4 protein-coding genes are annotated in these 15,990 nt (G+C 27.9%); 1 reads left to right on the top strand and 3 read right to left on the bottom strand.

Annotated elements, in window-relative coordinates; all coding sequences use genetic code 4:
- Nucleotides 1-10 precede the first annotated feature (10 nt).
- The 3 genes from ACXYRN_RS00280 to trpS are packed head-to-tail and all read right to left on the bottom strand — an operon-like array spanning nt 11 to nt 3,201.
- On the bottom strand, nt 11-460 hold the full coding sequence (locus tag ACXYRN_RS00280) for a hypothetical protein (protein WP_458597440.1): 450 nt from the start codon (nt 458-460) through the stop codon (nt 11-13).
- Nucleotides 453-2,201, bottom strand: coding sequence for a threonine--tRNA ligase (thrS, locus tag ACXYRN_RS00275; RefSeq protein WP_458607236.1), 1,749 nt, complete (start codon nt 2,199-2,201; stop codon nt 453-455). The genes ACXYRN_RS00280 and thrS overlap by 8 nt, the downstream gene beginning before the upstream one ends.
- Nucleotides 2,188-3,201, bottom strand: a complete 1,014-nt coding sequence (gene trpS, locus ACXYRN_RS00270; RefSeq protein ID WP_458607235.1) for a tryptophan--tRNA ligase — start codon at nt 3,199-3,201, stop codon at nt 2,188-2,190. The genes thrS and trpS overlap by 14 nt, the downstream gene beginning before the upstream one ends.
- 361 nt (nt 3,202-3,562) lie before the next feature.
- On the opposite strand from trpS, the gene ACXYRN_RS00265 reads away from it, so the two are divergent.
- Nucleotides 3,563-15,982 (top strand): beta-N-acetylglucosaminidase domain-containing protein, encoded by a 12,420-nt coding sequence (locus ACXYRN_RS00265; protein ID WP_458607234.1) that lies wholly within the window; start codon nt 3,563-3,565, stop codon nt 15,980-15,982.
- The last annotated feature ends 8 nt before the right edge of the window (nt 15,983-15,990 follow it).

Here is a 15,990-nt window from a genome sequence, read left to right as displayed (position 1 = left end):
CATCGTAATATTACGATGTTTTCTTTTGTTTATTCAAGTATTTATTACGAAGTTTTTCAATGTTTTTAGGATTTATATAATAAGAAGCTAAAAAGTAAAATAAAACATAAATAAAGAATACAGGAATAGTATCATATTGGTATAACGATCACTGCAAATCCTTATTTTCATTATAAGCACTTGGAACTCATGCTATTGTTAGAGAAAGACCTAAAACCATAACTAAATACTGAAAATGATATGCTTTATATTTTTTATAAAAAATAAGTAAAAATACAGGAATTAAGGTAAAAATAGTTACCAATGTAGAAAGTACAATTAATGCTCATCCTGGAACGACAAAATTAGTTATTATCCTTCAAGGAACCACTTTACCACTAAAAATAACTATAAAAATAATTATTGCAACAAAATAAATGTTAAAACCTAATACTCATCAATTACGAGTCTTTTTATTCACGGTTTTCCTTTAGTTTAAAAAGCATTTGCATAAATTCTTTTAAACCTATTGTAATAGTTTGTTCGCTTGCATAAGAGCGATAAGAAATTTGGTTGGTGATTCTTTCTTTTTCACCTACTATTACTTGGAATTTCGATTTAGACATTTGTGCTTCGCGTACTTTTTTAGCTAATCTTTCATCTCTTAAATCTACTTTTGATCTGATGAAGTTAGCAAAAAGTTTATCATTTATATCTTTTGCATATTCAATGTCATCATTATGGTTTGTTGCAGGGATTACAGTAACTTGCTTAGGTGCCAGTCAAAAAGGTAAAACTCCTTTTGTTTGCTCGATTAAAATAGCAACAAATCTTTCATAGGTTCCGATTAAACCACGGTGAATTAAAACAGGTCTTTCTTCTTGATTGTTTGAATTAGTAAATGTGATATCAAAACGTTGTGGTAGTAAAAAGTCTAATTGTAAGGTAGAAACTGTTATTTCGTGTCCTAGTGCTGTAAAAATTTGAATATCCATTTTTGGTCCATAAAAAGCAGCCTCACCAACTTTTTCGACATAATTTACACCTAAATCATTGAGCACATCCCGTAATTGTGCTTCTGCTTCATCTCACATGTGATCATCATTATAATATTTTTGAGTATCAGTTTTATCACGAAGTGATAATGAAACATAACTAATTTGGATTTTAAATGCTTGTAATGTTTCTTTAATCAATGAATACATTGCCTTAAATTCTGATGCTATTTGATCTTTTCTTACAAAAAGATGTCCTTCAGTAAGTAGCATTCCACGAACTCTTTCTAATCCTGTTAAAGCACCTGATTTTTCATAACGATAAAGTTGTGATTGTTCACTATAACGAATTGGTAAATCGCGATATGAGCGTTTTTCACTGCTATAGCATATGATATGATGTGGACAAGTCATCGGACGAGCAATAAGTTGCTCATTTTCATCCATATTAATAGGTTTAAACATATCATCTTGGTAGTGTTCTAAATGACCAGAAATTTGGTAAAGTTGTTTTTCTCCAAAATGTGGTGTTAAAACTTCGGTAAATCCATATTTTCGATCATTTTGTAATACTAAATTTCTTATTTCATTATGAATATACATTCCATCTTCCAATCAAAATGGTAATCCTTGTCCACCGAGTTTATTAAACATAAATAACTTTAATTCTTTACCTATTTTACGGTGATCTCTTTCCTTGCGATCTTGTAAAAGGGCTAAATAATCACTAAGTTGTTCAGCATTTTCTCACGATGTACCATAAATTCTAGTGAGCTGGATGTTATCGGAATTACCTCTTCAATATGCTCCAGCAAGGTTTAAAAGTTTAAAATGTTTGATATTTTTAGTATTTTCAATATGTCCACCAGCACAAAGATCCACAAAAATAGTTTCATTATTTTGTGGGTCCTTTAATGCATAAAAAGTAATATCTTTTCCTGCTGTTTTTAATTCATTATATAATTCTTTTTTATATGGTTTATCGATAAAATCATATTCATCAATAGATACTTGCTGCATAATTAAATTTCTTGCTGCAAGCTTTTTCATCATTTTTTCAACTTTAGCTAATTGTGTATCTGAAAAAGGTTCAAAAAATTCAAAATCATAATAAAAACCTTCATCAGTTGCAGGACCAAAACCTAATTTAGTATTTGGATATAATTTTAAAATTGCTGCTGCTAATAGATGCGATGTAGTGTGGTTTAAATGTTTATCTGCTTTCATCGTTTTCTCCGTTAAATCCCATATTTTGCATTAGTTTGTTTATGATTGGTTTTGCTATTTCTTTAGCTTGAATTGCTCCTTGCTCTGCTACTAAATCAACTTTCAACAAAGCATCGTGATAATTTGCTTGAATTTTAATTAATAGATTTTTCACATCTAAAGCCACAGCAGATTTAAATTCTTTGTAATTTGCATTTTCAAACATTTTTGCACTTTCTTGTAAAGTAATGTTATTTAATGCTGCATGGATGTTTAATAAGTTTAATATCCCAGGTTTGTCATCAGAAATATATACTTTGTTTTCTGAATCAGTTACCGCTTTTAGAATTTTATTATAAGCACTTTGTGGGTTTTCAAGTAGGTAAATAATACCTTTATCACTTTCACTTTCAGATTTAGACATTTTTACATTAGGATTACTTAAGGATTTAATTCTTGCACCAACTTTTGCGACATATGCATTAGGGATTTTAAAATCCATTTTATAGTTTTTATTAAGTCTTTCAGCGATTTTGCGTGTTAGTTCAAGATGTTGTGTTTGATCTTCACCAATGGGAACCAAATCAGGATTATAAAGCAAAATATCGGCAGCCATTAACGTCGGATACATTAAAAGTCCTGATGGGATTTTTTCAGTACCATTACCTTGTTTAAGTTTTTGTGACTTATCTTTAAATTGTGTCATACGAGATAGTTCTCCAATTGTGGTTTCAGAAGTACAAAGTCATTGCAATAAGGTGTGTTCATAAACATCTGATTGATAAAATATAATTGTTTTATCAGCATTTAATCCACATGCTAAATACATCGCAATAATACTTTTTCGTGCTTGTCGTAGTTCTTTTGGATCGACTGTACCGGTTGTTAAAGCATGTAAATCCGCTACAAAAACCAGTGATTGAAATTCATTTTGTAGATTAATAAAATTTTTTATTGCACCAATATAGTTTCCTAATGTTAAATTACCTGTTGGTTTAATCCCGCTTAAAAATCGCTTCATCATTCTCCTGAAATAATATTATATTTTATATGTTTTAAATAAAAAGTTGATTATATTGTAAATTTTCTTAGCTTAAAATCTTATTTTTAAATGAAGAAATTTAATAATTATTTATCTATAAAAAAGTATAAAAATACAAAAATATTTAACTAGTTTTTATGATAAAAGTTGATAATTTTTTCATAAAAAATTAATTTTTTTGTTCTTATTATATAAATAAATTAAAAATTGTATCTTATGAATTTAAATTATTATATAATATTACATATTATATACAATGAAAATTTTGATAATAATTAAACACCTTAATTTAACCAGAAAATAATTTTGGTGTTTTAATTATCTAACAAAGAGGTAATTAATGCGATTAAAGAAATCTAAACTTGTTTTAACAGCAACAGCTGCTGCGGCAGTAGGATTAACTATATCTGCTACTAGTGCAACAAATCAACAACCAAATAATTCAAGCAATCATAAAATATATCAAATTTATCCGACTGTTAAATCTATAACATATGCAGATAATAAAAAATATTTATTATCTAAAGAAGTTAATTTAGTTTTTGAAAAAGGAATTGATGAGGCAGTTAAATCAAGAATTAAAGAAGCTTTACAAATAAGAAATTTAACTGTTACAGAAAGTCATTCATTTGAAGATAGTGATGGTAAAACAAACATTTTAGTTGGAACAACCGACAACACCGATACATATATTGATAAAAAAGCAAGTTTATTAGGGCTTGATTTTAATGCATCTTTGAAATCACGTAATGATTCATATATTTTATCTTCAAAACATAATTACATTACTTTGTTAGCAAAAAACAACACAGCAGCATTTTACGGTGCTACAACTTTTTGACATATTCTTAATCAACTTGATGGCGATCAAATCGAGACATTTAATATTCAAGATTATTCAGATGTAAAACTTCGTGGAGTGTTTAGCTATAATAACGGAACCCCTTGAGATTTGAATGCAAAAATAGATTTTATGAAATGAGGTAGTTATTATAAACTTAACTCATATCTATATTTTGATAAAGATGATCAAAAAACAAGAGATCAATGAAAAACAGAATATACATCTGATGAACTTACAAATAAATTTTCAAAGTTAATCCAAGAATCCAAGAAAACTAAAATAAATTTAGTTTATATGCTTGATCCTTTTGATTCAAATGATAAAATAACAGTTGCTAATTACGATGAAAATTTATCAAAGATTAAAACTAAATTTGAACAACTTATTACAGCAGGGATAAGAAAATTTGGTTTATTTGCAGAAAACCAACCCTTTTCTGAAAATACTTCGCAACAAGTACATTATGAAACAAAAATACTAAATGATTTAATTACTTGATTAAAAGAAAAACAACAAATTACGAGTGACTTAAGTACTAATTTAATTTATGCACCTGCTAATAGAAATACAACTATAACATCAAACTCTTATGCTAATTTTCCTTCTGAAGTTGAAATAATTAATTCAGCAACTGGCACTTATGCAGGGGTTCATAATACATCTTTAACAACATTTAAAACTACAACCAACAAAACCCCTGTTGCATGAGTTAATTGACCAAATAATTCAGATGCACCTGCACAACTGATATTAGGTGGTTATAAAGAATTTTTTGGAACTGATGTAACAGCAGACAACTTGCAGGGTGTATTAATTAATCCGATGCAACAAGCACAAGCATCAAAAATTGCTGCATTTGCTGCTGCGAATTTTGGATGAAAGATCTGAAGAAATGATACTGAAATAAATAATATTTATCAAGCAGCATTTTCTAACGCACTTAATAAAAGCAATATTTTTGATATTGAAACTCAATCATACTTAAAACTTGCTAAACATATTAAAAAACCAGATATTAGTAATTATCCAAGTATTGATGAGTCTGAAGAAATCCAAACTAAAATAGATGCTTTTAAAACAAATTTAGCATCGAATCATTTTGATAAAACAAAAGCAGAAGCATTGATTACAGATTTTCATGATTTTGAAAAAGCAGCAAGTATTCTTAAAACATCACAAAATGCTGAATTTAACAAGGAAATGTCGGTTTATCTTGATACATTTATAAATCTTTCACAAACAGCAAAAGCGCTGCTTTTATCAGTAATTAAAAAGCAGGAAAATAGCAGCAATGACTTTATCAGTTATTATAATCGTGGAATAGAATTACTTAATGAGTTAAAAACAACTCATAAAATCACCTACAATGGACAATCATATGATGCTATTGTTGGTAGTTCACATTTGATGCCATTTTTAGATTGATTAGTTTCTTGATTGAAACCAAGAATTGAATCATCACTTTTTATCCCGCCTATAAAATTGACACAAACATTTATAACTAATTTGCAACGTCAAGATAGTCTGGGTAAAGGCGGAACCGACACAGTTTTTTACAAAGGAAACCCGTATCAAGTTATTTTAAAAAATAGTAGTGGACAATTACATCAAAATGATTATTTTGGTGTTGAATTTAATCAACCAATCAGCCTTAAATCATTACAAGTGAAATATTTAGGACTGCGTGAAGATTACTTTATAAATGCAAAAGTTCAATATCAAACATCTACAAATAGCAGTTGAACCGATGTAAATGGTTGAAATGTTAATGTTACATCTGCAAATCAATATAATCCGATTGTTTTAAATAATCAAAATATAGCAAATGTAACAAAAGTAAGATTAATAAACAATGATACTACTCCTAGACAAAAATGAGTTCGTTTACAAGAATTCGTTATTAATTCAGGTGAATTAACATCAAATAAAACATGAGAAAGATATTCACATGTTAGTTATAATGCTGATAATACTACTAATTTAATGTATCTTGTTTATCAAAACAAAAGCACTGATAAAATGTTTGATGATTTAGATTCAACAGGTGCTGCATTTACCAAGGTGGTTCAAGGTAAACAAGGAAGCAGTGATGTTAATGTTGGTGCAAACATTCCAAGGGATGCTACAGTAGGTTTTAGTTTAGATAAAAAGCAATGAGTTTCACATATTTATATCAACCAATCATTCGATTCTGCAACTGATTTACCACAAGATGCAATCATCGAATATAAAGATGAAGATGAAAAAGATACCAGCAGACAATGAAAACAATTTGGTTCAACTCATTTAAAATGAGGTGAAAATTCAACAGTTGTAACAGGATATGCACATGCAAAAGATTTTAGAATTAAAAACACATCAGAGGTTCAGCATTGATGACGTATAGATGAAATAAGAGTATTTTTAACTAATAATGATAGATACAACTATACTACTGCTGATATTAATCGTTTGTTAATACACGATAATAAAGGTCCTAATTTAATGTTTGATGGTGATGATCACACATTCGCTTGATTAAAAGCGACATCAACAGGTGGTTCATTAAGTCAAAATGATGGTTTTGATATTAATTTTTCAAATCCAAAAAATCTTAAATCAATTCGTCTGTTATATAAATATGTCAATGATCAAAATCCAGGAGCAGGAGATCGCACCAGCCAAATAAGTATAGAAAAGAAAATCAATAATGTTTATATTCCTTGAAAAACATATGATTTATCTGGTGATGATATTACAATTAATATTTCAAAAGCAGATAATTTTGGAACCGTTACAGGACTTCGTTTAAGAACCTTAAAAGCAGAAAATTTTGGATTTAATATTAATACCATTGCATTCACAGAAAATAAACAAGACAGTACTGATTATGTTTATAGTGAAAATGCAGCAGTTAATGATTTGCTTGCTAAATATGATGGATACGATACATTTGAGTTATACCATCAAAAAAGTCCTGAAGAAAAGCAAGATATTACCTTAAAAGCAAACGAGAGAATCGGTTTAGATTTAAGTAAAATTCAAAATATTCAGACATTTAATAAAGAATATGACAATTCAACCGCTAATTCTAATGCATTAAAATTACAATATTCTGATAATGGTTATGAATGAGTTGATGCTGCATCAGATACTATTGCTGCAAACACTAAAGCCCGCTATATTGCTTTATTTAACTCAGGAAGTTCGGATTTAACTTTAAGTTTTAAAAAGATAACTGTTACAGTAGAAAACCTTGCTTTAAATCCAAAATTTGATTCAACAGATATCACACAAAATCCACAAACAGAACGAAATAATGAACTAGATGGTTCGGTTTTTACATACGATCAATTTGGTCCAAATATTAATGCAAATAATTATATTATTTACGATTTAGGGCGTCAAACAGACATAAAATCTCTACGTTTATATACTCAAGATGATACATCTGATTATCCAAGGGATATGGATGTGCAAGTTTCATCTGATAAAAGTTCTTGACACACTGTTTTTAGTATTGGAGATACTACTACCGATGCTGATTCAACAACAATATTAAAAAATGTCGCTACTGGTTCTTACGATTCTAAATATGCTGTGAATCCTAAACTTATCAATGACCATCGTTATCCAGGGTTTAAATATTGAGGAAACGATTCGATTTCAAATCAAAAAGCTAGATATATCAAGATTTTAATAAAAGCTAATTATCCAAGCAATAAAAAACTTAAAATCAATGAAATAGTCGTAAATCATAATAAAATCCAACAACCTAACTATACTAGTAACTATTTTTTAGGAACTAAATATGAACCAACCGATGATAGTAAATTAGATTTTCTTCATGATAAGGATTTAAGTACTTATTATCAACCAAAACAAGAAAACGGTGAATTAATTTATACCATCGATGATAAGTCACTTATTAATAAACATTTACGTATTTTAACCATTGAAAGCAATTCGCTTGCAAAGGTATATTATCGTAAAGAAAATGAAACAAACACCTTCCATCTCTTAGGAACATTAACTAACAACCTTAATGAATTTATCCTACCTCAAAATCAAAAAGTTGTGCAAATTAAAATTGCTTGAGAAACTAAAAGACCTAAGATACTAGAAGTTTATGACTTTGATCCAGTGCAAGTTGCATCGGTATCTACAGATAAAACAGCTTTACAAAATGAAGTTAATAAAGTTGATCCGAGTGATTATAATTTATGAACTGAAGCATCTAGAAATGAATTTTTACATTGAAAAACTACTGCTACTAATGCTTTAAAACAAATTACCGAAGCAAATCAAAGTAAAGATCAATCATATACACAAGCAAGTTTAGATGCTATTAAAGATGCATTAATTTATGCAAGAGATCACTATAATAAAAAGGTTGATCTTACTTTAGTGCAACACGAAATTACCAATAAAGCATTAAATAACCCGATTGTATATACATCTGAATCATATCAAGAATATGAAAATAAAATATCAAGTGTGCAAAGTCAAATTACACACCCAGAAAATCTAAGTCAACACCAAGTTGATGCATTTTATCGTGATATTTTAAATAAAAAAGCAGCATTAATAAAACAAACTTGATTAACTGATTTGAATAAACAAAATGAATTGATAAAGAAGATTAAAGAAGAATTGGCAAAATTAGAAGATATCCCTGAGTTAGTTAAGTTACATAATAAATTTGATGAATTTGCAGATACAAATGTCTTACAATCTTTATATAATGAAATTAATGCTCAATATACAAGAGAAAATAATCAGAAGACACAACTAAAACAACAAATTGAACATAATAAAACATTATTTGAAGATCCTGAACATATTAATACATTAACTGAAAAATTACCTAAAACAACTTTATTATATAGTCTACAGCATCTTAAAACTCAATCTGATGAGATGTTAGCTCAAGAACAAAGAGAAAAAACTGATTTACAAACACAAATAAAGGGCCTTTTAAGTAATTTTTATGATAGCGAAAACTCAAAACCATTATCAGAAGAATTAAAAACAACAACTAATTTAGTGCAACTTCGCTCTTTAAAAACCAAAGTAGAGCAGCAAAAACAAATCGATGAACAAGAAAATAATTTAAGAACTTTAATCAGACAAAATATTACTAACCTAGAAGATTTTTCAAATTTAATTTTATATAATGAAAAAACCTTAAAGAAAACTCGTGGTGTGTCGGCACTTGAAAAAATGTATACTAATTCATCTGCTGCTGTAAATAATGAAAGTCATTTAAAACAAGAGTTAAAAGTTCAAATAGATGAAAAAATTAGACAACTTACCAAACAAGAAAACATTACTTTATATACTGATAAATTTAATAAGTTAAAAACCACTGATAACCTTAACTTCTTTATCGGATTAGAAAAGAAAATTCAAGAAACTATTGAACAAGAACAAAAAGAAAAGCTAAAAGCACAAATTAATGCTGTTTTAACAAATTTAGAACTAGAAACTCATAAAAATGAAATTAATACAGGCTTAACTAGTTCAGATACTGTTGCAGCACTAGAGCAATTATTACAAAAAGCTAATGAATTTAAAACTAGTGAAGATAATCAAAAAGCTCAACTTCGTTCAGATATAACTCATACAGCAGGTTTATTGGAAATTCAAAATAACCAAGATACCATTAATAATTCTTTACCTACTTCACAAACAATTGCACAATTGCAAAGTTTAAAAATACAAGCTGATAATCTAAAAGCACAAGAAGATGCTAAAAAAGTAGCATTAAATACTGAATTAGATAATTTAGTTTCAAGATTACAACTTGATAATCATATCAATCCTATTACTAATCAAAGACAAAATGCAACTATTCCTACATTAGAAACACTAAAACAAACTGCTGAACAATATCTTCGTGACGAAGAGCAACAAACTCAACAATTAAAAAATGATATTGATGTTTTAATTGATCAATTAGGAAAAGATTCAAACAAGGAATTAATTAGAAATAATTTATCATCTACTTCTCAAATTAATGCTCTTGAAAACTTGAAAACACAAGCAGAAAATTTAGTTAATACAGAAAAAACTGAATTAAGAAACCAAATTAATTCAACACTTGCATTATTAGAATTACAAAATCATAAATCAGATGTTCAAAATGAATTGAATAATGCTGATTTATCTGTTGCTCAGTTAACTGCATTAAAAAACAAAGCACAAGGATTTTTAAATAATGAAAATCTACAAAAAGCACTTTTAACTAATCAAATTCAAGCAATTAAATCTAAATTAGAGCAAACAAACCATATCCAAGAAGTTGATAATGATTTAAATTCATCACATACTATTAATTCTTTAGAAACACTTAAAACTAAGATAAATAACTTTAAACAAGAAGAAGATAATCTAAAATCCGATTTAAAGAAACAAATTCTTAATGTAATCACTAAATTAACTTACTCAGAAAATCAAAGTAATTTTCAAAATAAACTTAATACCACTAGCAGCATTGCTAATTTACAAACTTTATTAAATGATGTAAATTCTGCTGTTGCAACTGAAGCTGAAGAACTCGCTTTAAAAGCACAAATTAAGCAAGTTGTAGCGACTTTAGAAGATCCGACAAACAAAAATCAAAGCAAATATCAAAATAAAGCAATCGATGATCTACGCGGCAGATCAACAATTGAAAGTATTTTACAGCAAGCACAAGAAGCGAAAGCTTCCGAAATACATCGTCGCGATCAAGCAAATAATAATATTAAAAAACTACTTGCTAATATGCATAATCGAAAGATTGCTGATGAGCAAGAAGCAAAATATCATCCGATAACCGATTTATTAAAACTTGAAGAATTTAATAACCAATTGATTGAAATCGCAGATGAAGATCAAAAACGTTATGATATTACACAACTACTTAATTCGCTTCAAGATTATAATAATGTTGTCAAATATAATGACAAGTTATTAGCAGCAACTCAAAAAGTCGGACTTGATCAATTAAAAATAAAAGTTCAAGCTGCAGTGGATAGCGAAGAAAATGCTCGTGCCACATACACTTCTACAAAACTTCCTAACTTACTAGCACAAATTCAAGATGTAAATAAACATTCTTATTTAGATGCTAAGTTGCAAAAACTTAAGAATTTATATAATACCAAGAATTTAAATGTTAACTCTGTTTATGCATTAGAATCAGAGATGAATGATCAAATAGCAGCAGAAAATCACGAAAAACAAGACACTGAAAACAAAATAAGAAGCATTCTTTCAAAATTAGAGAAATCTGAAAATCAAAGCTTTGTTAATGAGTTTTTAAATAATTTATCAAGCAAAAACTTAAATGATTATCGCGATTTTTTACCTCAGGTACAAGCTCGCTTAGATGCTGAAAAAGCTGAAAAAGCACAACTTCGTAGCGAAATAGAGCAAAGTGTATCGCAACTTGATTTATCAGAGCATCAATTACAAGTTAATAATATGTATAATCAAAATAGCACAATTGAACAACTTAATAATGCTAAAAATCAAGCACAACTTCTAATAGATAAAGAAACACAAGAAAAATCTGAATTGAGAGCAGAGATTGCTAAACTTAAAAATCAACTTGAAGATCCTGAAAATCAAAATCAAGTTGATACTGATTTAGCAAACACATCTAATAATTTAATTAAATTAAGAGAAACCAAAAGTGCTACTGAACAAAGAATAAAAGATGAGACATTCGAAAAGAATTCATTAACAAACCAAATTGATCAGTTATATAACAAGTTAGAATTAGATAATAACCGTCAAGAAATAGAAAACAAAAAAACAACTGATACAAAACTTCCACACATGCGTGTTTTAAGAGAAAGAGCACAAGAACTTTTAGATCAAGAACAAGTTAAAAAAGAACAATTAAAGCAAGAAATAAAAGATAAAATTGATCATTTAATGTATCCTGATAATCAATTATCAAATCGTGCATCATTAGCAAATTCAAACACAATTGCTGAATTAGAAAAACTAAGTAAACATATTGATGCAGTTAAGGTAGAAGAAGAACGACTTGAATCGGTGCGTGCAAAAGCACTAGAAGAGGCAAAAAAACTTGAGGACCCGATTAATCGTTCATTGTTAAGTGATGATTTTATTAAAACTACACAACCAAAAGATCTCGATGAGTTATTTGCTAATGTTAAATCACAAGTTGCAAAAGAAGAACAAGAAAAAGAGCGGCTAAAAGCAAAGATTAAAGAAGATTATGATAAATTAACAAATGCAACAGAAAAGCAAAAGTTGAAAGCTAAAATGGATTCTGCTAAAAAACTTGTTGAATTGCGTAATTTAGACAAAGAAGTTTATGCACAATTTGCTGAAGAAACATTACAACAACACTTAATTTCTGAAATTAAAACAATTGAAGTTCCAAAACTTAATGATCAAAATACTATAAATAGCATTTATGATCAATTAAACGAATATAAAAATTCAACTAGTTTGAAAATACTCTTAGATCAAGTTAAACAGGAAATAAAAGAAGAAGCAGCACAAAAAGAAGCTCTTAAAAAAGAAATAGAAGAAAATATAAAGAAATTACAAGATAAAAACAATTTAGATACTTATAAACGTCAATTTGATTATGCTAAGAAAACCAATAATTTAAATGATTTTAGAGCATTAAAAACTGACCTTGATCAAGCATTGCAACAAGAAGAACAAATGCGTCAGCAGTTATCAAATAATATTGATACACTTGCTAACCAACTTGAAGATGCAACTCATAAAACGACTATAACAACCAAAAAACCCAATGTTACATCTGATTTAAATAAATTGCGTGAATTAAATAACGAAGCACAAAATTTAATTAAAAAAGAAGATGAAGAAAAGGATAAGTTACACAAGGAAATAATAGACGAGTTGTTAAAATTCTATGATTTTAATAATGTGATTAATTTAGCATTAAAACGTAAGAATACAACTGAGTTAAATGCTTTAAGAGCATTGAAAACCCAGGTAGATAATGCTAAAGCAGAAGATCAAAAAGAGTATGATTTAAGAGAAAAAATCAAAAAGATTGTTGAATCACTAGAAGACTTTGATCATATTAGTAAATATAATATGGATGTTTTATCGCGAACAAACGGACAAAGCAACTTACAACAATTATTAAATAAAGTAACAGCAGCTCAAACTAAGGAGAATTCAGAAAAAGAAAAATATAAAAATAACATAAAGACTAATTTAACAAAATTAGAAGATCCTGATAATATCAAGAGCTTCAATGATTTAAATACAAAAGTTGAAAAAAATCCTAATCTAAATAGTTATTTTGGTTTAGATTATAAAATAGATCAAGCATTAAAAACTGAAGAGACTGAAAGAATACAGTTAAAAGCAAAAATTAACGATATTTTAGCAAAATTGCAAGATCAAGGTAATATCAAGAAAGTTAAAGATAAATTGCAAACTGCTACCACTTTAACCCAACTTCGTGAATTATTAAAAGAAACAGATAATATGTATGCTGAAGAAACACATGAAAAACAAAAACTTCAAGATCACATTGAAACTGTATTAAGTAAGTTAAGATTATTTGATCAAATTGCTACATTAAACACTGAATATCGCAGCATTAAAAACTCTAAGGAATTAAATGATTTAAGATTGTTTAAAACCAAAATTGATGCTGAATCAGCAGTTGAAGAAAGTGAATTTAGCAAGTTATTTGGACAAACAGCAGATAAAATTGCTAAATTACACGATTTTGACACCTTTATCAAATGAGCTCATAAATTAAATCAAAATACACATATTGATTCGTTGCATGCTCTTAATGATGCATTAGTTGATGTTATCAACGAAGATACAATTAAGTTTAACATCCGTGAAGAAATTAAAGAAAAATTACCACACTTAGAAGAAGCGCAGCATATTATTAAATTAAATGCTAAACGATTGTTTACAACTACCAGTAAGATAGATTTACAAAACTTCTTAGATGAATTAAATACAGCACTTGCACAGGAAGCAGCAGAAAAAGCAAGAATTAAAGCACAGATTGATTCACAATTAGCAAAGCTAGAAGATTCGCAAAATATACAAACATATACAGAAAAATATGCTAATTCGCAAAACAGCGATTTACTCATAAATTACACTCCACTTAGTGCTAAACTTTCTGATGTTTTAAAACAAGAAGAACAAGAAAGAGAGCAATTACGAATTAAAATTACATCATTATATCCACAATTAGAAGACTTTAATCATATAGTTGTTTATAATGAAAACAATTTATTGAAACTAACTAATTTAAATGATTTAAGAGAGTATTATACAGATACCTCTAATGCTTTACAAAGTGAAAAACAACGAAAAACAGAATTAAAAACCTTAATTGAAAATAAACTAAGAGGTTTAGAAGATAACTATAACATTATTTTATATAACAAAAAATACCATCACAGCAACCAAATCAATCAACTTAACTACTATGAAGCATTGTATGCAAAAATTTCTGAAGTATATGATTCTGAACACAGTGAAGTTCGTTTGTTAAAAGAACAAATCAGTGATTTATTAAATTCATTAGAAGACTTTGAGCATATTTTTACCTATAATACCAAGAATTTCGCTAACATCGATAATCTAGAAGATCTAAGAGTTTATAAAGCAAAAGTTGCAGCAGCAAAACATAGTGAAGATGTGCAAAAGGAAAATCTAAGAAAACAAATTGCTGCTAAGGTTGCTTTATTAGAAGAACCAAAAAACATCAAAATATATTCTGATAAGTTTTATAAAACAACAAATTTAAATTCTTCAATTGCTTTAAATGATAAATTAGATGAAGTTTTAAACAAAGAATCAGTTGAAAAGACAAAATTACAAACTCAGATTCATAACTATATGCCACTTTTAGAAAACCTTGATCACATCAGTTTATATAATGAAGTAAGCCTTTTGAAAGCAAACAGCATACCAAAATTAAGAGTATTCTTAGCAGATGTTACAGATGCATATACATCCGAATCAGAACGTAAAGAATCGTTAAAAGAATTAATCCCAAATATGCTAAAAAAACTTACTACACCTGCATATATTAAAACATATACAAGTTTATATAATAAAATCGAGAATTTAAATGACTATGAAGCTTTATATCGTTTGCTTAACATCGCTCTAAGCATCGAATCCGATGAAATAATTTCATTAACAAATCAAATAAAATCAACTGTTAAACAACTTGAGCAACCGCAAAATATTGTTAAATATGATAATAATGAATATGTAGAAATTAAAAATGTTATCGATTTAAGAAAATATAAAAATGAAGTAGTTCAAGCAAAAGCATCAGAAGATAAATTAAAAAATGAATATCGTTCTAAAATCGAAGAAAGTATTAGTAAGTTAAGTGATCAAAAAAACATTGATACATATACAGACAAACTGGATTCAACATCTTATTTAGATTCATACCAAAAGTTATATGATGATGTCTTAGAAACCTTAAAACAAGAAGCAAGTGAAAAATCAGTTTTAAATAAAGCATTAGAAGATGTTGCTGCAAGATTACAAGCAGTTACTCATATTTCTGAATTAAATTCAGTAAAATACGATGCAAATGATTTAAATACATTAAGAGAAAAACTCTCATATGCAAATAATGCATATCAAACAGAAACACAACGTAAATCATACTTACAAACTTTAATAGAAAGCAAGTTTGATAGACTTAAACCAACAAATGAAGTAGCAGCATTAAAAGAACAATTTAATTCCAATGATAATTTAAATGGTTATGAGTTAATTAATAGCAAACTAGATTCATTGATTGATTCTCAATCAATTGTTTCAGCAAAACTAAAACCATATATCCCTCTTGCAAGTATTTTGACCTTAGGACTTATTTGAATTATCATCCTTGTTGTTTTAAGACACAGAAGAAGAAAACAAACTAGCTAATGCTAGTT

It is taken from the genome of Mycoplasma sp. 4423, assembly GCF_054353855.1.
Note: the sequence above shows the minus strand (reverse complement) of the source record. Positions and strands in the feature narration are given on the sequence as shown.